18 protein-coding genes are annotated in these 19,799 nt (G+C 60.9%); 13 read left to right on the forward strand and 5 right to left on the reverse strand.

Translation table 11 applies throughout. The features are described 5' to 3' along the window. Positions 1 to 15 precede the first annotated feature (15 nt). Together J2J99_RS26115 and J2J99_RS26120 are read left to right on the forward strand one after the other, a co-directional pair. On the forward strand, positions 16 to 1,368 hold the full coding sequence (locus J2J99_RS26115; RefSeq protein ID WP_168302126.1) for a NosD domain-containing protein: 1,353 nt from the start codon (positions 16 to 18) through the stop codon (positions 1,366 to 1,368). Between the two features lie 184 nt (positions 1,369 to 1,552). Beyond that, on the forward strand, positions 1,553 to 3,241 hold the full coding sequence (locus J2J99_RS26120; RefSeq protein WP_168302119.1) for a glycoside hydrolase family 32 protein: 1,689 nt from the start codon (positions 1,553 to 1,555) through the stop codon (positions 3,239 to 3,241). A 146-nt stretch (positions 3,242 to 3,387) separates the two neighbouring features. On the opposite strand, the gene J2J99_RS26125 is transcribed toward J2J99_RS26120, so the two are convergent. Further along, positions 3,388 to 4,080, reverse strand: coding sequence for a GntR family transcriptional regulator (locus tag J2J99_RS26125; protein WP_168302118.1), 693 nt, complete (start codon positions 4,078 to 4,080; stop codon positions 3,388 to 3,390). A gap of 143 nt (positions 4,081 to 4,223) precedes the next feature. On the opposite strand from J2J99_RS26125, the gene J2J99_RS26130 reads away from it, so the two are divergent. The 5 genes from J2J99_RS26130 to J2J99_RS26150 are packed head-to-tail and all read left to right on the forward strand — an operon-like array spanning position 4,224 to position 9,492. Continuing rightward, positions 4,224 to 5,228, forward strand: a complete 1,005-nt coding sequence (locus J2J99_RS26130) for an ABC transporter substrate-binding protein (RefSeq protein ID WP_168302117.1) — start codon at positions 4,224 to 4,226, stop codon at positions 5,226 to 5,228. Positions 5,229 to 5,286: 58 nt separating this feature from the next. Then, positions 5,287 to 6,105 carry an ABC transporter ATP-binding protein gene (locus tag J2J99_RS26135; RefSeq protein ID WP_168302116.1) on the forward strand — a complete coding sequence of 273 codons (819 nt, stop codon included), beginning with the start codon at positions 5,287 to 5,289 and terminating at the stop codon, positions 6,103 to 6,105. A 4-nt stretch (positions 6,106 to 6,109) separates the two neighbouring features. Beyond that, entirely contained in the window at positions 6,110 to 6,979 is an 870-nt protein-coding gene (locus J2J99_RS26140; RefSeq protein WP_168302115.1) for an ABC transporter permease, read from the forward strand. A 38-nt stretch (positions 6,980 to 7,017) separates the two neighbouring features. Continuing rightward, positions 7,018 to 8,754, forward strand: coding sequence for an L-arabinonate dehydratase (araD, locus tag J2J99_RS26145; protein ID WP_168302114.1), 1,737 nt, complete (start codon positions 7,018 to 7,020; stop codon positions 8,752 to 8,754). 12 nt (positions 8,755 to 8,766) lie between these two features. After that, positions 8,767 to 9,492: a ribonuclease activity regulator RraA gene (locus J2J99_RS26150; protein WP_168302113.1), complete on the forward strand. Its 726-nt coding sequence runs from the start codon at positions 8,767 to 8,769 to the stop codon at positions 9,490 to 9,492. Positions 9,493 to 9,532: 40 nt separating this feature from the next. Here the strand turns inward: J2J99_RS26150 and J2J99_RS26155 are convergent, their stop codons facing one another. Beyond that, positions 9,533 to 10,255 (reverse strand): response regulator transcription factor, encoded by a 723-nt coding sequence (locus J2J99_RS26155; protein ID WP_168302112.1) that lies wholly within the window; start codon positions 10,253 to 10,255, stop codon positions 9,533 to 9,535. A 13-nt stretch (positions 10,256 to 10,268) separates the two neighbouring features. Further along, the gene (locus J2J99_RS26160; RefSeq protein WP_246638713.1) at positions 10,269 to 11,576 is read right to left on the reverse strand and encodes a GAF domain-containing sensor histidine kinase; all 1,308 of its coding nucleotides are present in this window, start codon (positions 11,574 to 11,576) and stop codon (positions 10,269 to 10,271) included. A gap of 276 nt (positions 11,577 to 11,852) precedes the next feature. Here J2J99_RS26160 and J2J99_RS26165 point away from each other — a divergent pair, with 276 nt between their 5' ends. From J2J99_RS26165 to J2J99_RS26185, 5 genes are all read left to right on the forward strand, one after another. Beyond that, complete coding sequence (locus tag J2J99_RS26165; RefSeq protein ID WP_168302111.1) at positions 11,853 to 12,869, forward strand: ABC transporter substrate-binding protein; 1,017 nt, start codon at positions 11,853 to 11,855, stop codon at positions 12,867 to 12,869. A gap of 72 nt (positions 12,870 to 12,941) precedes the next feature. Further along, positions 12,942 to 14,393, forward strand: a complete 1,452-nt coding sequence (locus J2J99_RS26170) for a sugar ABC transporter ATP-binding protein (RefSeq protein ID WP_168302110.1) — start codon at positions 12,942 to 12,944, stop codon at positions 14,391 to 14,393. Next, positions 14,390 to 15,337 carry an ABC transporter permease gene (locus J2J99_RS26175; RefSeq protein WP_168302109.1) on the forward strand — a complete coding sequence of 316 codons (948 nt, stop codon included), beginning with the start codon at positions 14,390 to 14,392 and terminating at the stop codon, positions 15,335 to 15,337. Before J2J99_RS26170 ends, J2J99_RS26175 begins: the two co-directional genes overlap by 4 nt. Continuing rightward, positions 15,334 to 16,284 (forward strand): ABC transporter permease, encoded by a 951-nt coding sequence (locus J2J99_RS26180; protein ID WP_168302108.1) that lies wholly within the window; start codon positions 15,334 to 15,336, stop codon positions 16,282 to 16,284. The genes J2J99_RS26175 and J2J99_RS26180 overlap by 4 nt, the downstream gene beginning before the upstream one ends. A gap of 14 nt (positions 16,285 to 16,298) precedes the next feature. Continuing rightward, complete coding sequence (locus tag J2J99_RS26185) at positions 16,299 to 17,213, forward strand: SMP-30/gluconolactonase/LRE family protein (RefSeq protein WP_168302107.1); 915 nt, start codon at positions 16,299 to 16,301, stop codon at positions 17,211 to 17,213. Between the two features lie 157 nt (positions 17,214 to 17,370). Here J2J99_RS26185 and J2J99_RS26190 read toward each other — a convergent pair whose 3' ends face one another. Beyond that, the gene (locus J2J99_RS26190; protein ID WP_168302106.1) at positions 17,371 to 17,934 is read right to left on the reverse strand and encodes a threonine transporter RhtB; all 564 of its coding nucleotides are present in this window, start codon (positions 17,932 to 17,934) and stop codon (positions 17,371 to 17,373) included. A 127-nt stretch (positions 17,935 to 18,061) separates the two neighbouring features. On the opposite strand from J2J99_RS26190, the gene J2J99_RS34190 reads away from it, so the two are divergent. Then, positions 18,062 to 18,265: a hypothetical protein gene (locus J2J99_RS34190; RefSeq protein ID WP_168302105.1), complete on the forward strand. Its 204-nt coding sequence runs from the start codon at positions 18,062 to 18,064 to the stop codon at positions 18,263 to 18,265. Between the two features lie 121 nt (positions 18,266 to 18,386). Here J2J99_RS34190 and hemA read toward each other — a convergent pair whose 3' ends face one another. Continuing rightward, on the reverse strand, positions 18,387 to 19,601 hold the full coding sequence (gene hemA, locus J2J99_RS26195) for a 5-aminolevulinate synthase (RefSeq protein ID WP_168302125.1): 1,215 nt from the start codon (positions 19,599 to 19,601) through the stop codon (positions 18,387 to 18,389). Positions 19,602 to 19,799 lie beyond the last annotated feature (198 nt).

Here is a 19,799-nt window from a genome sequence, read left to right on the forward strand (position 1 = left end):
GAGGAGATATCAACAATGGCGAGCGAAAACTGTTTCGACGTAACGAAGTACCCTGCAGGAAATCCCTATGAGGATATTGGAGCGGTCATCAACAGCATCATTGCGGATATCAAAAGCGGGCAACCGGTATCCGATCTGAATGACGGCGGAAAACCTGGAGCGGTTATTTATATACCGCCCGGCGATTACCGACTTGTCACCCAAGTCGTTATCGACGTCAGCTATCTTAAGATTGTGGGCTCCGGGCATGGTTTTACGTCTTCGAGCATCCGTTTCAACGTACCCGCAAACGAACTGAGACACTGGCATGAAGTGTGGCCCGGCGGAAGTCGGGTACTTGTAGATACAACTCCTGAGGCCGCCGACGGTGAGGCCGCAGGAGCCGCGTTTTATGTTAAGCGCGCCGGAAATCCTCGGATAAGTTCCGTGGAGTTTGCTGACTTCTGCATCGACGGCCTGCACTTTATTGACGATGGTTCGGGGCAATATGACGCAGAAAATTCCTACAAGAACGGCAAAACAGGAATCTATGTAGGCAGCGCCAATGACTCATTCCGGATAACGGGGATGGGTCTTATCTATCTGGAGCATGGAGTTACGGTTCGTGATGCAGATGCGCTCGCGATCGATAACAATTTCATTGCCGAGTGCGGCAACTGTATTGAATTGAAAGGCATGGGGCAGGCGTCAAGAATAGCGAATAATTTCGTTGGAGCCGGCTACAGGGGCCATTCCATATTCGCGGAAAACTATGGGGGCGTTCTGATATCCTCAAACAACGTATTCCCTCGAGGAGCCAGCAGCATCTATTTTTCCGGCGTCGTCCGTTCCGCAGTCACAGGAAATAGATTCCACTCCTTTTATCCCGGGATGCTGGTTCTTGCCGACAACTGCTGCGAGAATTTGGTCTCCTCAAATCACCTTTTGCGAGACCGCGAACCATGGGCGCCCATGCAGAAATACGACAATGGGCTGGATGATCTATACGGACTTTTGCGAATTGACGGGAGCAACAACTCGGTGATCGCAAACCACATCTCGGAAACGATTGATACTCAGTATATCAAGCCTATCGCTGCAAAGCCTGTGATTATCAACTTGGTTTCCGGTAGCGGAAATTACATAGCCAATAATCACATTGTGGCCACGACTGAAAAATCGCAAAGCAGCGACGCACCAGAAAGTGCCTGCTTTTCGACGCAGGTGGGCGCATTGCTTTCTACGAGCAATTTAGCGACGCTCGAAGTAACGGCAATAAAGGTCCAAAAAGATTCTGTGCGGAACACGGTACTCGATTCAGGCAGTGACGAACAGGTCCAGTTGGACAGAACAATGAATGCGTTCCGGGCAACGCCAGTTATAGGATAGCCATAGCGGCTCCCGCGCTCATATCGCCGACCTCGGACTGAACGCGACGGTTCCTAATCCTCGATCGGACGCTAAGCGAAAAAAGAAGACCTGAAATGCCACCTCGTCACTGGCCGCGGCCGGGATAGCGACCGTGCGCCCGGGCGGTATCGGGTCGGGACCATTCACTTTCTGGAGGAACAGGATGCGACGGCAGAAAATGCGATTGGCGCTTGGGACGCGCGTTGAATTCTGGGCGACATCGAAGGAACCGAACTCGGACGAATTCCAATTTCGCGTTCTGCAGGGTGACCAGCTCTTGTGGGGGGTGAAACGCTTTTCCGAGTTTTCGGAATTTTACAGCTACCATCATCGTGAAGCGGGCGATGTGGAATTCGAATGGGATGAAGGCAGAACAGAATTCACTTGGGCCTATGCTTACGATCCACGGTCAGTCTCGAAGACCGGAATCACTGTTTTGGAATTCGGGGAACGATTGGTGGAGCGCACCGGATCCGAAATCGACGGCTGGTGCGCGGCCGACACGCAACGGCCGCGCCTGCACTTCTCACCAGTGAGAGGCTGGATGAACGATCCCAACGGGTTGTGCAAGGTTGGCGATGTCTGGCATCTGTTCTACCAGTTCCACCCCGGCGGCACGGATTGGGGGCCGATGCATTGGGGGCATGCGACCAGCCTCGACCTGTGCGCGTGGCTTCATATGCCGGTCTTCTTGCGACCGGAACAGAACCTCGCTCGACTCGGTGCGACTGGTGGCGCGTTCTCGGGAAGCGCGTTTCGGGATCGGGACGGAAAGATAAAGTTCTATTACACGGAGCGCTTGCCCGCCTACGATCTCTTCGCAAATTATCGCGAAGTCCAGAAGATCGCCGAACCCGGCCGCGACCTCATCAATGCCGAGCGAATCACGACCGTGCTGGAGATCCGTCCGGAAGGCGTGAAGCATGATTTCCGAGACCCTAAAGTCTGGTGGGACGAAGCAGCCAACGCCTATCGCATGATCCTTGGTGCATCAATGTATGGCGATCCCGCGGTGCTGCTATATGGCTCCGATGATGGACTAGAATGGCAATATCTGGGGCTACTTTACCGCGCGCCGGTCAATTTCCGCGAAGAAGGCGCCCGCGCAGTGGAATGCCCAGACTTCTTTCTGCTGGAGGACAAGTGGGTTTTGGTTATGGGCTTTGTGGGCCATATCGAAGCAGCGACAAGGCGCCACAACCTCCTCTACGCCCTGATCGGCGAGTTTATCAACGATCGCTTTGTGCCCGATACGCCCGAGCTGCAACTGCTGGATTTCGGGACTGACTATTACGCGATGCAGAGTTTCGAAGCAGAAGGGCGACAGATCGCCTTTGCATGGCTTTTCAACTGGGAATACCGCAAGCCGGACGGTTCAGCTTATTCCGGCGAAATGTCCTTGCCCCGCGTTCTAAGTCTTAGCGAAGACAAGAAGAAGATCTGCATGCTGCCGGCGATCGAGGTCGACGAGCACTATGTCGCCATCCCTCTCGCCATGGACCAAAGCGGCGGTTACTCACTCCCCGGCCGTCCGATCGAGATCCGACTTTCCGGGTCGCTGCAGGACAGCAAGCTTGTCGCGACGACGGGCGGCGAACTTGCTTTCGAGGTGGGCGTCGTCGACGACATCCTCTCGATCCGGCTCGCCCAGGACGATGGCTCGATCGAATACGTGGCGGAGCTTGGCAGCGGGCAGGATCTTCGTCTGTTTCATGACTGCGGAATCGTCGAGATATTCGCCGATGGCGGTGCGGTTTGTGGAACCCGCCGCGGCTACGTGAATATAGAGCCCGATCGACTGGAAATCACATCCTCTGCACGAGTAGAGGTATTTGAAAGGAATCCGGAATGATTCTTTCCTGTGGGCGAAGCAATGGTCGATATGCTTCCTGCGTCAACGGGCGGGTCCGTCCTCGGCGGATTGCGGCATAGCTTCCGCCGAACTGCGGGACCGTTGCCTCTTGAAAGCTTGCGATAGCGGGGCCGATTGCTCGAACTTCAGCCGCGAATATAATTGGGGTATTGGGCTCGGATCACATCGATGATCGACAGCGTGCCGGACAGATGTTTTCTCAGCGCCGCCGCTGCTGCTTCAGGCTTTCCCGACGCGATGGCGTCGACGATTGCTTGGTGGTCGGCCAGCACCGTCTGCATTTTTCCCGGCATCGGCAGGTTGAGGCGCCGCAACCGGTCGAGATGCACGCTCTGGCGCCTGACATTGGCCCAAAGCTGCAATATGCCCGCCCTCTCGTAGAGCTTCCGGTGAAAATCGCGGTCAATCTCGTCGAAGATGTCATAGGTTTCCGGAGACCGAACGGCATTCTGGCGCGCCAGAATCTCGCGCAGTTCCGCCGCCGTCTCGCCCGGCGACTCCTCGGTCAGCCGCCGCACCGCCTCAAGCTCGATCGATAGTCGCAGGAACTGCGCCTGCCGCGCATGGTCGGTGTCGATCTTGGCGACGACCGTTGCATATTGCGGATAGACTTCGACAAGTCCCTCTTCCTGAAGGCGCATCAAGGCATCGCGCACAGGCGTCTGGCTCACGCCGAATTCGAGCTGCAACGAGGCGCGCGACAAGACCGTCCCGGGCGCAAGTTCCACCGTCAAAATCCTTGCCCGCAATATCTCGTGGATCTGCAGCGCCACCTGTCGTGACCGATCCAACTGGCTTTCCCGAACCATTCCGCTCATGTCCCTGCCCTGTTTTTGCGCCGTGCAAATCGACTAAACCATATTTTTTGGGTTGATGCACTGATGCATTAGTGCTTCAATGACGAAATCCGCCTCGGGAAAGGCGGCAGAGGGCTGACGCCCGCATCCTTTGGGAGGACCAGATGCAAATTCTAAAACATTGTCTTGTGGCCGCGGCCGTGACGCTCGGCCTTGCCTCTGCCAGTCAAGCGCAGGAGAAGACCGCTATTTCGATTACCCGCCAGCCCGGCATTCTCTATCTCGCCAGCCATGTGATGGAGACGCAGAAGCTGATCGAAAAGCATGCAGCTGCCGAGGGTGTGGCCGATGTGACTGTCGAATGGCGCACCTTCAGCGGCGGCGGCGCTCAGACGGATGCCTTGCTCGCCGGAAACGTCGACGTCGTCAACACCGGCACCGGCAACCTGCTTCTGCTCTGGGACCGCACGAGGGGAAAGGTGAAGGGGATCATCACCAGCTCCGCGCAGCCGGTGATCATGGTCAGCAATGATCCGCGCATCAAGTCGCTGAAGGACATCACGCCGTCCGACAAGATCGCCGTGCCGACAGTCGGCGTGTCGACCCAGGCCATCCTGCTGCAGATGGCGGCGGCGAAGATGTTTGGCGAGGACAAGGTCAAGACATTCGATTCCAACACCGTTCAGCTCGGACATCCGGACGCGGTTGCTGCGATCGCCAACCCAAACCACGAGGTGAAGAACCATTTCTCGGCGCCGCCTTTCCAGTATATCGAGCTGAAGCAGCAGGGCGTGCATAGAGTGACCGATTCCAAGGAGATCTTGGGAGGTGCGCTGACCCAAGCGACCTTCTTCACCACCACGGCATTCGCCGACGCCAACCCGAAGATCGTCAAGGCGCTGCGCGAAGCAACGGAAGAAGCGGTCGCTTTCATCAAGAAAGATCCCAAGACAGCCCTCGAAGCCTACAAGACGGTGTCGGGCGACAAGACCAGCCTCGATGACCTGCTCGCCATGTTGAAAGAGCCGGGCATGGATGAATGGCGCACCGACCCGCAGGGTACGATGAAATTCGCGGAGCACCTGCACAAGATCGGTACGCTCAAGACCATGCCGAAGGCCTGGACCGACTATTACCTGCCCGATTCCGCCTATCTAAACGGTAACTGACGGCATTCAGGCAGCGGCGCCTTAATCCCGCCGCTGCCCCCTTCAAGGAGTAATTCCAATGCTTCAGGCCATTGCCCGCACCGGCAACGAGACCGCGCCGGCGGCTGAGAGAGAGCCCCTCCTCAAGGTCGACAATGTGACGCTGCGCTATAAGACCCCGAATCTCTTGGTCACCGCCACCGAGGGCGTGAGTTTTTCCGTCCGCCAATCCGACAGGTTCGTGCTGCTCGGTCCATCCGGCTGCGGCAAGTCAACGCTTCTCAAAGCCGTCGGTGGCTACATGACCCCGTCGGCAGGCTCGATCCACATCAACGGGCGTCAGGTGAAGTGTCCGGGGCCCGATCGCATGATGGTCTTCCAGGAGTTCGACCAGCTCATGCCCTGGAAAACTGTGCTTGAGAACGTCATGTTCCCGCTGCTGGTCGCCCGCAAGCTGCCGAAGGGTGAAGCGGAAATATTGGCGCGCGAATATATCGACAAGGTGAAGCTGACCCGCGCCGTCGACAGCTATCCCCACACGCTATCCGGCGGGATGAAGCAGCGCGTCGCCATCGCCCGCGGCATGGCGATGCAGCCGGATATCCTCCTAATGGACGAGCCTTTCGCAGCGCTCGATGCCCTCACCCGCCGGCAGATGCAGGACGAGCTGCTCCAACTTTGGGAAGACACCAAGTTCACCGTCATCTTCGTCACCCATTCGATTGCCGAAGCGATCAAGATCTCGAACCGGATCCTGCTCCTGTCGCCGCACCCCGGCAGGGTCAAGGCGGAAGTGGTTGAAGTCGACAAGGTCAGCCACGAAGACGGCAGCGCCGCAGCGCTCGAGCGCGACATTCATAACCTGCTGTTCTCCTCGGAACCCGGCCACAAGGAATAAAGCCATGTTGTCCGCAAACATCATCCTTGCGCCCGATGTCGAGGTCGCCAAGCCCTACGACAACGTCAAGCCGGTCGAACAGAGGCTCAGTGCATTCGAAACGCTCTGGGGCATCGGCGCATTGCGTAAGGCATTGCTGATCGTCACGCTGGCGATCGTCTGGCAGGTCTACGCCTCCTACCTCGACAATCCTCTTCTCTTTCCGACGCTGAGCGACACGATCGTCACGCTGATCGACCGTTTCGCCGACGGCACGCTGCCGGCCCGCATCTGGACGACGCTGCAGATCCTGTTCATGGGTTATGCGCTCGGCACGGTGCTTGCCGCATTGCTGACCGTGCTCGCCATCAACACGCGCATCGGCACGGATTTTCTCGAAACGATGACGGCGATGTTCAATCCGCTGCCGGCCATATCGCTTCTGCCGCTGGCGCTGATCTGGTTCGGCCTCGGCGCCTCCAGCCTGGTCTTCGTGCTCGTGCATTCGGTCCTTTGGGCGGTGGCGCTGAACACCCATTCCGGTTTCCTCGGCGTTTCGCGCACCTTGCGCATGGTCGGCGCCAATTACGGCCTGACGGGGATTTCCTATGTGCTGCGAATCCTCGTGCCGGCCGCCTTCCCTTCCATTCTCACCGGGCTGAAGATCGGCTGGGCCTTTGCATGGCGCACGCTGATTGCCGCCGAGCTCGTCTTCGGCGTCTCATCGGGCCAGGGAGGCCTTGGCTGGTTCATATTCGAGAACCGCAACCTGCTCGATATTCCGGCAGTCTTCGCCGGCCTCTTGACCGTGATCATCATCGGCCTGATCGTCGAGAACCTGGTCTTCCAGACGATCGAGCGGCACACCATCCAGAAATGGGGAATGAAGGAATAGCCGCGAATGCGATTTTCCCATCCCGAGAAGGTATCCTCATGACACACAGAAAAACGCCGGACATGCTGCGAAGCGCGCGATGGTTCGCGCCGGATGACCTGCGCAGCTTCGGCCACCGCTCGCGCATGATGCAGCTCGGCTATGCCGAGGAGGATTTTCGCGACAAGCCGATCATCGGCATCCTCAACACCTGGTCGGAGCTCAATACCTGCCACTCCCACTTCAAGGAGCGCGTGCAGGACGTGAAGCGCGGCGTCTCGCAGGCCGGCGGCTTCCCGGTTGAAATGCCGTCGCTGTCGGTCGACGAGAGTTTCACGAAGCCCACCTCCATGCTCTACCGCAACATGCTTGCGATGGAGACGGAGGAGACGATCCGTTCGCACCCGCTCGATGGCGTCGTGCTGATGGGTGGTTGCGACAAGACCACGCCGGGCCTCGTCATGGGGGCGATGTCGGCCGGCGTGCCGATGATCTACCTTCCCGCCGGGCCGATGCTGCGCGGCAACTATGCCGGCAAAATCCTCGGCTCCGGTTCTGACGCCTGGAAATATTGGGACGAGCGCCGCGCCGGCAACATCACCGATGCCGAGTGGCTCGGCGTTCAAGGCGGCATCGCCCGCTCGGCCGGCACCTGCATGACGATGGGCACCGCCAGCACCATGACGGCGATTGCCGATGCGATGGGGCTGACGCTGCCGGGCGCCTCGTCCATTCCTGCCGTCGATGCCAACCACCAGCGAATGTCGGCCGCCTGCGGCCGGCGCGCCGTCGAGATGGTCTGGGAGGATCTGACGCCCGACCGGATCGTCACGGAAGCGGCATGCCGCAATGCCGCTATCGTCGCCATGGCCACCGGCTGCTCCACCAACGCCGTCGTCCACCTGATCGCGATGGCCCGGCGCGCCGGCATCAACCTGACACTCGACGATCTCGACCTGCTGGGACGGGTGACGCCGCTCATCGCTAACGTCCGTCCCTCGGGGAAAGACTATCTGATGGAGGATTTCTTCTATGCGGGCGGCCTGCGGGCGCTGATGAAACAGCTCGAGGACCGGCTGGACCTGACGGCCATGACCGTCACCGGAAAGACCATGGGGGAAAACCTCATGGGCGCAGAAGTCTATAATGACGATGTCATCCGGCCGCTTTCGAACCCGGTCTATCACGAGGGATCACTCGCCGTCCTGCGCGGCAATCTCTGTCCTAACGGCGCCGTGATGAAGCCTGCGGCCTGCGATCCGAGATATCATGTGCATCAGGGGCCGGCGCTGGTCTTCGACAGCTATCCCGAGATGAAGAAGGCGATCGACGACGAAAATCTCGACGTCACGCCCGACCACGTCCTCGTGCTGCGCAATGCCGGGCCGCTCGGCGGTCCTGGTTTTCCGGAATGGGGCATGCTGCCGATCCCGAAGGCTTTGATCAAGCAGGGCCATCGCGACATGCTGCGCATTTCCGACGCCCGCATGTCCGGCACCTCCTACGGCGCCTGCATTCTTCATGTGTCGCCGGAAAGCTATATCGGCGGCCCGCTTGCGCTGCTGAGAACCAGTGACATCGTGCGCCTTGATCTGCCCAACCGTCGGCTCGACATGCTGGTGGACGAGGCCGAGCTCGTCCGGCGCCGCGATGCGTGGAATGCGCCGGAGCCGCATTTCCAACGTGGTTACGGCTGGATGTTTTCTCGCCATGTGACGCAGGCCGACCAGGGCTGCGACTTCGATTTTCTAGAAACAAGCTTCGGCAGAGCCGCCGGCGAGCCGGATATCTATTGAGGAGGGATGGGAATGACCGACTACGCACTGAGCGAGGCGACACGCGCGAAATTCAAGAAGATCTCGACGGCATCGATCGCCACAGCCCTCTTCAAGCGCGGCCTTCGAAACCAGTTCATCCAGGGGGTCGTGCCGGTGGCGCCCAAAGCCGAGACGATGGTCGGGCAGGCATTCACGCTGCGCTATATTCCCGCCCGTGAAGATCGCAATCCGATCACCGTCTTTCAAAACCCAAATCATCCGCAAAGAGTCGCGATGGAGACGTGCCCTCCGGGGCAGGTGCTGGTGATGGACGCGCGCAAGGACGCAAGGGCTGCGACGGCGGGCTCCATCCTGATCACGCGGCTGGCGCTCCGCGGCGCGGCAGGCGTCGTCTCCGACGGCGGTTTTCGCGATGCCGAAGGGATCGGGGCGCTTGATATGCCGGCCTATTACGCCAAGCCGTCGGCGCCAACCAATCTCACCTTGCACGAAGCGCTCGATATCAATGTGCCGATTTCCTGCGGCGATGTCGCTGTGTTTCCCGGTGACGTCCTGGTCGGCGACCGCGATGGCGTCATGGTCATCCCCGCCCATCTGGCCGATGAACTCGCGGATGAATGCACGAATATGGAAAGCTACGAGGACTTCGTGCTCGAGCAGGTCAAGGCCGGCGAAACGATCATCGGCCTCTATCCTTGCACCAAGGACGAACACCAGCAGAAATTCCAGGCCTGGCGAAAAGAAAACGGCCGCTGAATTTGCAGGACGGGGCCGCGCCAACCGGCCCCGTGTTCGACTATTTTCCGTCAAGCCACTCCTGCAGCTCGGCTTCGGCCCGTTCCAGCGCACTGTAATTCAGCAGTTTGCGCAAAAATGCGATTGTCACGGCGCGGGCGCGCAGGTTGAAGCGGCCATCTTCGTGGTCGTCGCCGGCGGTCTGATAGACATCGAGCTTGTCATAGAGTTGCTGCAGCCGGTTCTGCACGCTGCGTGGCGACAGGCCGCGGCGTTTGGCGATCGCACGGTCGGTGAGGCCGAGCGCGATATCGACGAGGATCTCATATTCGGAATCGGTGAATCCGTTCGTCTGGCCGAGGCTCTTCTGCTGCAGGCCCCGTACCTCGCGATCGATGACGCACTGGCTCTCGATGAAGATCGAACGCAACGCCAGCTTCAGCCGCTCGTCGGAAGCGGATTTCAGCACATAGCCATAGGCGGCGCCGTCCGGCACGATGCGCGAGACGCCGCGCACATAGGCTTCATCAGAATAATTCGACCAGAACAGGATGCGTGTCTCCGGCCGCTCTTTCCAGATCGTGCGCGCCGCTTCTATGCCGTTTCTATTGGCCATTTGCAGATCCATGACGATATGCGCCGACTTGTGGTCGCGGGCGAGCTTTTCGCCAGCGGTTCCATTCTCGGCCTCGATCACCGTGTCGCATTCCGGCAGGGCCGAATTGACGGCCTCGTGCAGGTAGGACCGGTGCAACGGGTCGTCCTCGACGATCAGAACCTTCATTTCGTCTTGCTCCTCAGTTTGGTTCGCCCGCCGGGCCGTTCGGCATCATGCTCGAACTCTTTAATTTGGAACAGGATTCAGATTTTAGGCCGACCGTGCCTAGATCACCCTGTTCCAGCGGCAGCACGACGCGGACCGCGGTTCCGCGGTTGTTATGGCCGGGTCCCGTCGTGAAGCGCGCCGAGATCAGCCGCGCGCGGGTCTTCATGTTGTCGATGCCGCCGCCGATACGCCCCCGGACCTTGGATAGCCCCGTCCCATCGTCGGAAATTTCGATCGATAGCTGTTCCGTGTCGGCATCGAGCCGCACCATGATTGCCAGGGGCGCGGCATGGCGCACGGCATTGTTGATCGCCTCTTGGGCGATCCGGAACAAGGCGACGCTGACGGTCGGTTCCAGCTGCTCCAGCGCGCCATTCGTTTCATCGACCAGGCCCCATTCGATCGTCGATCCGGCATCGCGCGTCGATCGGTCGAGATGATGCTCGATTGCCTGGGCGAGGCCGAAGAGCTGGAGAACGGATGGTTTTGCCTGCTCGATGATCTGCCGCAGGTCCTGCATGCAATGCTGCAGGGATCGTGAAACGGGCTCCAGCGCCTCGGCCGTCACCTCGCCGTTGCGCGACAGCCGATCGATCCGGCGCGCCAGCCGCGTCAGGTCGGCAAGCGTCTGGTCGTGAAGGTCCATGCCGATCCGCTGACGCTCCTGCTCCAGGGCTTCCGTCAGCTTCAGGGCGCCTTGTCGCAATCCCTCCTCCCGGGCACGGGCCTCCGCCTCCACGATCGCCGAGCGTTGCGCCTGCTCGGCCGCCTGCAGCGCGAAGAAATAGGGCGTCAGGAGGTCGGCGATAGTGCGGGCGCGCTCGATATCCTCCATCGTATAGACGCCCGCCTTGTGAGACGAACAGGACAGCGCTGCGATGATCGTGCCCTGCACCTTCATCGGGACATGCAGGCGGCTTCTCAGCGACTGTTCGACGATCGGCCGCTTGAACGCACCCTCGAAATGGAAACGCGAATCCGTCATGGCATCGTCGGTAAGCAGAAAGTCGACCTCGCCCCACAACAGTGAACGAATGGGGCTGTTGACCACCGGCGCGCCGGCGATCTCGCCCCAGGCGGTCTCGATGCCGGTCTCATAGGCCGTGTGGTAGTTGCCGCCTTCAAGCAGCACGCAGACGTCGAGATGGTCGTGCGGGATGATATGGGCGACCTCGGCCGCGACCGAGCGGATCGCCGAGCGGAAATCGAGCTGACCGGCAAGCAGCCGGGAAATGCCGAGATAGTGGTCGAACAGGGCTGCGGGTGCTGGTTGCAGCATTGTCAGTTCCTCCCCGTCACGACAGGCTCCTCATCCTGTCGGGATCGTTTCCCAGTAAGCGCTGCAGAAACGCCGCCGTCTTGCGTAAACCCGCAGCTTGTTGCGCAAAACCCGCAAACGACTTGCCGCCTTGCCACTGTACAGGCCTGTCGATCTCCCCCATCCTGCCCTTACTGAGAGGAGGAAGCTCAGTGCAAGAACAATTTTCACTCGGACCCCTTGGGCCCATGGGAGTGAAGCGATCGGCCGACCGGTGCGATCATGAGGGAGGAAGACATGACAATTCGTAAGATGCTTCTGGCATCGGCCGCTATTGCTTGCGCCGCGATGCCCGTTTCTGCCTTTGCCGATACCTCGGGCAAGAAGATCGCCCTTTCCAACAACTATGCCGGCAACTCGTGGCGCCAAGCCATGCTGACGAGCTGGGGCAAGGTGACGGGCGAAGCCGTGAAGGCCGGCGTCGTCGCCGCAGCCGATCCTTTCACCACCGCCGAAAACCAGGCGACGGAACAGGCGGCGCAGATCCAGAACATGATCCTGCAGGGCTATGATGCGATCGTCCTGAACGCCGCCTCGCCGACGGCGCTGAACGGCGCGGTCAAGGAAGCCTGCGATGCCGGCATCACCGTCGTTTCCTTCGACGGCATCGTCACTGAACCCTGCGCCTGGCGCATCGCCGTCAATTTCAAGGAAATGGGCCGCAGCGAGGTGGAATACCTGTCGAAGAAACTCCCGCAAGGGGGCAATCTGCTCGAAATCCGCGGCCTTGCCGGCGTCTTCGTCGATGACGAGATTTCGGCCGGCATCCACGACGGCGTCAAGCAGTTCCCGCAGTTCAAGGTTGTCGGCTCCGTCCACGGCGATTGGGCGCAGGACGTGGCGCAGAAGGCCGTCGCGGGTATCCTGCCGAGCCTGCCCGACATCGTCGGCGTGGTGACGCAAGGCGGCGACGGCTATGGCGCCGCCCAGGCGATTGCCGCGACCGATCGCAAGATGCCGATCATTATCATGGGCAACCGCGAAGACGAACTGAAGTGGTGGAAGGAGCAGAAGGACGCCAACGGCTACGAGACCATGTCCGTGTCCATCGCACCCGGAGTTTCCACGCTTGCTTTCTGGGTTGCCCAGCAGATCCTCGACGGCAAGCAGGTCAAGAAGGATCTCGTCGTGCCCTTCCTGCGGATTGACCAGGACAACCTCGAAAACAACCTCGCCAATACCCAGGCCGGTGGCGTCGCCAACGTCGAGTACACGCAGGCGGACGCGATCAAGGTCATCGAGTCGGCAAAGTAATCTCCCGGCGATTGCAGCGCGGCCGCAAATGGCCGCGCTGCAATCGTTTGCGATCAGGTGTGGCAGGCAAGCATGGATGACGTTTTGCAGGCGGTGATCGCCGTCGATGACGCCAAGGTGAGCTTCGGCGCCGTCAGGGCGCTCGATCGCGTCACGCTGCGTGTCATGCCGGGCGAATGCGTCGGTCTCGTCGGCCACAACGGCGCCGGCAAATCGACGATCGTCAGCGTGATCAATGGCGGGCTGACGCCGCATGAAGGAAGCGTGGCGAGCGATGGCGAGCGGCTGGAGCGTTACGGCATCAACGCCGCGCGCTCTCGCGGCGTGCGCTGCGTCTTCCAGGAACTGTCTCTCTGCCCCAATCTCTCCATCGTAGAAAACACGCGCATCATGCATCGCCATCTCGGCGGTTTCGGCTGGCGCAGGCGAGCGGCAAGGATCATCGAGAAAAGCCTCGATGCCGTCTTTCCCGGCCATGGCATCGACAGCGGCCGCGCCGTCGGCGACCTATCGATCGCCGAGCGGCAGATGGTCGAAATATCCATGGCTTTTTCCGATGCCGGCATCGCGCCGCGGCTGGTGATCCTCGATGAACCGACCTCGTCGCTCGACGCAAGCCTCGCCCGCCAGATGCTGGATTATGTCCGCGGCTTCGTCGCCGCCGGCGGCTCCGTCATCTTCATCTCGCATATCCTGCACGAGATCCTCGAAACCGCCGATCGCATCATCGTCATGAAGGATGGCCGCGTCGTTGCCGAACGTCCGGCGCACGAATTTGACCATCATGGCCTTGTGGAGGCCATGGGCACCGTTGCGAGGGAAGACACCGGCGATCGCCCGGCGCGCGTACAGTCCGACGCTCCACTCATTCTGTCGCATCAGACGGCGAGCCGGTCTTTCGCCGCCCGCAAGGGCGAGATCATCGGACTGGCGGGGCTGGCCGGCCACGGGCAGACCGAACTTCTCCTCGCCTTGCACGCCGCCCAGGCCAGCAACTGGCTGCCCGAACGCGATCCGCTCGTCACCTTCGTCGCCGGCGACCGTCGACTCAACGGCATTTTCGAACTGTGGAGCATCCTGCGCAATTTTTCGATCGCCTCGCTCGGCGATCTGTCGCGACGGGGACTCATCCTCGCGGATGCGGAGCAGAGGAAGGGGGCCGACTGGAAGCGCCGCATCGAAATCCGTACACCTGACATGGAAAACCCTATCCTCTCGCTTTCCGGCGGCAACCAGCAGAAGGTGCTGTTTGCGCGCGCGCTTTCGACACGTGCGCCCGTCGTTCTGATGGATGACCCTATGCGCGGCGTCGACGTCGGAACAAAGCAGGAAGTCTATGCCATCATCCGCGAGGAAGCATCGCGCGGGCGCACCTTCATCTGGTATTCGACCGAGATGGACGAGGTTCGCCTCTGCGACCGCGTCTACGTCTTCCGCGAAGGCCGCATTACCACGGAACTCGCCGGCGATGCCGTCAACGAGACGAACATCATCGCAGCCTCCTTCGAAGGAGTGGCCGCATGACGTTCCGGCTCTCCTCGGACGCCATGCGACTTGCCATTCCGGCTCTGTCGCTGACCCTGCTGCTCGCTTCCGTCTTCTGGCTGCAGCCGCGCGCCATGAGCTATGTCGGGCTCAACCTGCTGTTTAATCTGGCTGTGCCGATCGCGCTTGCGACGATCGCCCAGATGCTTGTCATGGCAGTCAACGATCTCGATTTGTCGATGGGCACCTTCGTCAGCTTCGTCGCCTGCGTCAGCGCCACCTTTCTGCGCGATACCCCTGTCATCGGCATCCTGATCCTGGCGGGCGCAATTGCGTCTTATGCCGCACTCGGCGTCGTCATCCATCTGCGAAACCTGCCATCCATCGTCGTGACGCTCGGGATGAGCTTCGTCTGGGGCGGCCTTGCCGTGTTGTTGCTGCCGGCGCCGGGCGGGCAGGCGCCGGACTGGGTGCGCTGGCTGATGACCGTCAAGCCGCCGCTGGCGCCGATGGCGATCGTTGCGAGCATCGTCATTGCCGCCGTGGCGCATCTTCTCGTCACGCGCTCCTCGCTTGGTGTGCTGATCCGGGGCATCGGCGGCAACCAGCGCTCGGTCGAACGCGCCGGCTGGTCGATTGTTGCAGCCCGCGCCGCGGCCTATGGGCTTGCCGGCGTTTTCGCCGTGCTCGCCGGTGTCGCCCTCGTCGGTCTCACGACCTCGGCCGACGCCAACATCGCGCTGCGCTACACGCTGCTGTCGATCGCCGGCGTCATCCTCGGCGGCGGCGAGTTCATCGGCGGTCGCGTCTCTCCGATCGGCGCCGTCATCGGCGCGCTGACACTGACGCTCGCCGGCTCTTTCCTGTCCTTCCTGCGCATCTCGCCGGACTGGCAGATTGGCGCCCAAGGCGCCATCCTGATCATCGTGCTTGCGCTGCGCCTGATGCTCAACCGATTGGAAAAGCGGGAGAAACGCCGATGACATCGCTCGCCAGCCTTTTCGGCAAACCCTGGATCTGGTCGTGGCTTGCCGCCTTCGCCGTCTGGTTCCTGACGATCATGGTCACGTTCGGTGCCAGCACCCTCGGCCTGTCGCAGGCAGCGCTCACCTTCGCGGCCTTCTCGGTCATCGTCGGCATCGGCCAGATGTTCGTCATCACGCTCGGTCCCGGCAACATCGATCTCTCGGTTCCCGCCACCATGACGCTGGCCGGTACGGTGGCGCTGAAACTGATGAACGTTGAAAACGGAATGATCCTGCCGGGGCTCATCATTGCAATCGCCATCGGCCTCACCGTCGGCCTCGGCAACTATGTGCTCATCAAGGCGCTCAGGATTCCGCCGATCATCGCCACGCTTTCCATGAGCTTTATCGTGCAGTCCGCCGCGATCTGGACGAACCGCGGATTGCGCATCAAACCCCCGAGCCTGCTGGCGGAATTCACCACGTCGACCACACTCGGTGTGCCGAACGTGGCGATCGTCGCGCTGCTCATCTCCCTGATCGCCTGGTTCCTGCTCGAGAAAACGATCTACGGGCGCTGGATCTCGGCGATCGGCCAGAGCATGCCGGCCGCGCGCATGGCCGGAATACCGGTCGACGGCACGCGCTTCGTCACCTACCTCTTCTGTGCCGTGCTCGCCTCCGTCGCGGGCTATCTGCTTGCCTGCTTCTCCGGCGGCGCGGCGCTCAACATGGGCTCGGAATATCTCCTGACCTCCATCGCCGTCGTCGTGATCGGCGGCACGGCGGTCGCCGGCGGCGATTCCAATGTGCCGGGCATCTGGGGCGCATCGCTCTTCATGTTCCTTGTCGTCTCCATGCTCAACACCTACGGGCTGGGCGCCGGTATCCGCCTCATCATGACCGGCCTCATCATCATCAGCATCATCATGCTTGCCGGCGGCCGGCGGGCCGGCATGCGATAAACGGAAAGACCATCATGGCAGAGGCCAGCATCTACGAAATTCACGACCCGCGCTTCCGGCAGATGATCGTGACGAGCGCCGGCCTCGACGAACTCTATTCCGGCTGCCGCTGGGCGGAGGGTCCGGTCTGGTTCAACGACGCCAACCAGCTTCTATGGAGCGACATTCCCAATCAGCGCATGCTGCGGTGGACGCCCGAGGGTGGCGTCTCTGTCTACCGCCAACCCTCCAACTTCGCCAATGGCCACACGCGCGACCGGCAGGGCCGGCTGATCTCCTGCGAACATGGCCGACGCCGGGTGACGCGCACCGAAATCGACGGTTCGATCACCGTGCTTGCCGACCGTTTCGAGGGTGCGCCGCTCAATTCGCCGAACGATGTGGTGGTCAAGTCGGACGGCACGATCTGGTTCACCGATCCCACCTACGGCATCATGTCCGACTATGAAGGCTATCGCGCCGAGCCGGAGCAGGCGACCCGCAACGTCTATCGGCTCGATCCGGCGACCGGTCAGCTGTCGGCGGTCGTCAATGACTTTATCCAGCCGAACGGCCTCGCCTTCTCGCCTGATGAAACGATCCTCTACGTCGCGGATTCGGCGGCAAGCCACGACGAAAACCTGCCGCGCCACATCCGCGCCTTCGACGTCGTCGACGGCAACAAGCTCGATAATGGCCGCGTCTTCTGCGATATCGACAACGGCATTCCTGATGGCATCCGAACCGACGTGAACGGGAACCTCTGGTCAAGTGCCGGTGATGGCGTGCATTGCTTCGATCCGACGGGAAAGCTGATCGGCAAGATCCGCGTACCCCAGACCGTCGCCAACCTCACTTTCGGTGGCCGCAGACGCAACCGCCTGTTCATCACAGCCACACGCTCGGTTTATTCGGTATATGTCGCCACGACCGGCGCTCAGGTGCCGTGAGCGTCACGTATCAGAGCGCACGGCGAAGAGAGCGGGGAAATCGCCCTCGCCCATACTGGCGCTCGTGCGGTTTGACACGGCAGATAATCTGCGCGCGAAGAGATTGCGGGATCGGGTCCGGTGGGATCGCGCTGACCCAATGCAATAGCCGCAGGTTTCAGCCGCCAACGGCACTGAGCGTCAGCGTCGCGGAGAATGCAACGAGCGTTGCGGCTCCGCATCGGCGGGCAAATGCCGGTATCTGCTTTTCAGGTCCGAGGATAATCCTTCCGACAGACAGCCAGATCGTGGACGCTGCCAGGACAACCGATGTTAGAATAGCGATCGACACTGTCCCGGATATCTCCTCAGCGGGCGGAACCATCGTCAGTCCGATGATCAGGGCCTTCGGATTCAACAGTGTCGTCACTGCCAGCTGCCGGAGTCTCACGGTCTCGACGCCTTTCGATCCTATGCCCCAGAGCCGAACCGCCAGGTAGAGTACCCAGGCTGCAGAGCCAAGTTTGACGCCATGCGAAACCATGGGGTGGTTGCGGAGAAACGAACCGGCCAGACCGGACGCCGGAAGAACGATCGCAAGATAAGCGGACAGGACGGTGAGGAGCATCGCGACAGCGCGTCCGACGGTCAGACCCTGAGATGCCAATGCCAACATGGCGTTGGTCGGCCCAGGCAGGATGAGAAGCGTGAAAACGCCCGCTGCGAAAGAGAAAAGATGCACTGTTACAGTCTCCGCTTCCCTCGGCTTCTCGCATGACGGCGTCCGCCGGTCGTTGACCACGATCATTCTTCGGCCGGAACATTCGCGTTGCCGGGACATTGATAGTGGTTAAGGCTGAGGTGCTGTTATGCCTCCCATGATCAGGTTCATGCTGACGCGATTGGCTACCGGGTTCGCAATTGGATGCGGCGTGGGATCGTTCGTGTGGCACAATGGTTTTGCTGCGGCAGGCAACTCTGAGGACTTTCTGGCACAGGGGCTCTTCATCTACCTTTTTGCAAGCACGATCAGCATGGGGTATCTCGCCACAGCCCTCCTACTGGAGGAATAGCGCCGAATGCTTGCCGTCATGCTGCAGTCTGTTCCGGTTTGAGACCGGCCGGGTTTTTGAACTGCAGCCCCGCCGCGTATAAATCCGCCTTTGTGCATCAGCGGGGCGTGGGTCGCTGTGCTCAGGCCACCATCCGCGCCAGCGCGCAGCGCGACCAGAGCGAGTGCAGGGCTTCGACGAGATGGGCGATATCGGCGTCGGAATGCAGCGGCGTCGGGGTGATGCGCAGCCGCTCGGTCTTCTTCGGCACGGTGGGATAGTTGATCGGCTGGACATAGACGCCGCAATTGTCGAGCAGCAGGTCGGAGATCCATTTGCATTTGGCGGCATCGCCGACCATCACCGGCACGATGTGGCTGGGATTGTGCATATGCGGAATGCCGCGCTGGTCGAGCAGCGAGCGCAGCTTGCGCACCCGGTCCTGATGGCGGGCGCGCTCGAACTGGCTGACCTTCAGGTGCTGGATCGAAGCGACCGCACCGGCGGCCAAGGCCGGCGGCAGCGCCGTGGTGAAGATGAAGCCGGAGGCAAACGAGCGGATGAAATCGCACAGCGCTGCCGAGGCGGCGATATAGCCGCCCATCACCCCGAAGGCCTTGCCGAGCGTGCCCTCGATCACCGTCAGCCGGTCCATCAGCCCCTCGCGCTCGGCAATGCCGCCGCCGCGCGGGCCGTACATGCCGACGCCATGCACCTCGTCGAGATAGGTCATCGCCCCGTATTGGTCGGCGAGATCGCAAATCTCCTTGATCGGGGCGATGTCGCCATCCATCGAATAGACGCTCTCGAAGGCGATCAGCTTCGGCGCCTTCGGATCGGCGGCTTTCAGCTTGGCTTCGAGATCGGCGACGTCATTGTGCTTCCAGATCACCTTGTCGCACTTGGCATAACGAATGCCCTCGATCATCGAGGCATGGTTCAGCGCGTCGGAGAAGATGATCAGGCCGGGGATCCTGGCGCCGAGCGTGCCGAGCGCCGCCCAGTTGGAGACATAACCGGAGGTGAAGATCAGTGCCGATTCCTTGCCGTGCAGGTCGGCGAGTTCACGCTCGAGCAGGACGTGATAGTGGTTGGTGCCAGAAATATTCCGGGTGCCTCCCGCACCCGCGCCACAGTGGTCGATGGCCGCCTTCATCGCCTCGATCACCTTCGGGTTCTGGCCCATGCCGAGATAGTCGTTGGAGCACCAGACCGTGACGTCCTTTTCGCCATCGGCCGTATGGCGGGTGGCGCGCGGGAAGTGGCCGCGCTGACGCTCGAGATCGGCAAAAACGCGGTAACGGCCCTCGGCATGAAGCCCGCCCAGTTCGTTTTTGAAAAATGCTTCGAAATCCATCATATGCTCCTTTTGCACGGTCCAAGCGATACATGGGAGCAGCCGGTCGGTATTTGATCTCCGTCAAGTTCGGCGAAAGTCGCCCGCTTGCCGGCCGTTGACCAGGATCAATATGCCGGAGCGGTTTCGGGTTAAGCCGGCCTCACGAACACGCTTCTTCATCTTAGGAACGGGATCGCCGGCCTGTCGCAACCTGCC

The organism is Rhizobium binae, from assembly GCF_017357225.1.
Lineage (GTDB): Bacteria > Pseudomonadota > Alphaproteobacteria > Rhizobiales > Rhizobiaceae > Rhizobium > Rhizobium binae.

Excerpts from the sequence above, each read along its gene's own strand:
- hemA (WP_168302125.1), bottom strand. The coding sequence starts at position 19,601 with ATGGATTTCGAAGCATTTTTCAAAAACGAACTGGGCGGGCTTCATGCC.
- J2J99_RS26185 (WP_168302107.1), top strand. The coding sequence starts at position 16,299 with ATGGCAGAGGCCAGCATCTACGAAATTCACGACCCGCGCTTCCGGCAG.
- J2J99_RS26170 (WP_168302110.1), top strand. The coding sequence starts at position 12,942 with ATGGATGACGTTTTGCAGGCGGTGATCGCCGTCGATGACGCCAAGGTG.
- J2J99_RS26180 (WP_168302108.1), top strand. The coding sequence starts at position 15,334 with ATGACATCGCTCGCCAGCCTTTTCGGCAAACCCTGGATCTGGTCGTGG.
- J2J99_RS26135 (WP_168302116.1), top strand. The coding sequence starts at position 5,287 with ATGCTTCAGGCCATTGCCCGCACCGGCAACGAGACCGCGCCGGCGGCT.
- J2J99_RS34190 (WP_168302105.1), top strand. The coding sequence starts at position 18,062 with ATGCCTCCCATGATCAGGTTCATGCTGACGCGATTGGCTACCGGGTTC.
- J2J99_RS26165 (WP_168302111.1), top strand. The coding sequence starts at position 11,853 with ATGACAATTCGTAAGATGCTTCTGGCATCGGCCGCTATTGCTTGCGCC.
- J2J99_RS26120 (WP_168302119.1), top strand. The coding sequence starts at position 1,553 with ATGCGACGGCAGAAAATGCGATTGGCGCTTGGGACGCGCGTTGAATTC.
- J2J99_RS26150 (WP_168302113.1), top strand. The coding sequence starts at position 8,767 with ATGACCGACTACGCACTGAGCGAGGCGACACGCGCGAAATTCAAGAAG.
- J2J99_RS26175 (WP_168302109.1), top strand. The coding sequence starts at position 14,390 with ATGACGTTCCGGCTCTCCTCGGACGCCATGCGACTTGCCATTCCGGCT.
- J2J99_RS26125 (WP_168302118.1), bottom strand. The coding sequence starts at position 4,080 with ATGAGCGGAATGGTTCGGGAAAGCCAGTTGGATCGGTCACGACAGGTG.
- J2J99_RS26115 (WP_168302126.1), top strand. The coding sequence starts at position 16 with ATGGCGAGCGAAAACTGTTTCGACGTAACGAAGTACCCTGCAGGAAAT.
- J2J99_RS26130 (WP_168302117.1), top strand. The coding sequence starts at position 4,224 with ATGCAAATTCTAAAACATTGTCTTGTGGCCGCGGCCGTGACGCTCGGC.
- J2J99_RS26155 (WP_168302112.1), bottom strand. The coding sequence starts at position 10,255 with ATGAAGGTTCTGATCGTCGAGGACGACCCGTTGCACCGGTCCTACCTG.
- araD (WP_168302114.1), top strand. The coding sequence starts at position 7,018 with ATGACACACAGAAAAACGCCGGACATGCTGCGAAGCGCGCGATGGTTC.
- J2J99_RS26160 (WP_246638713.1), bottom strand. The coding sequence starts at position 11,576 with ATGCTGCAACCAGCACCCGCAGCCCTGTTCGACCACTATCTCGGCATT.
- J2J99_RS26140 (WP_168302115.1), top strand. The coding sequence starts at position 6,110 with ATGTTGTCCGCAAACATCATCCTTGCGCCCGATGTCGAGGTCGCCAAG.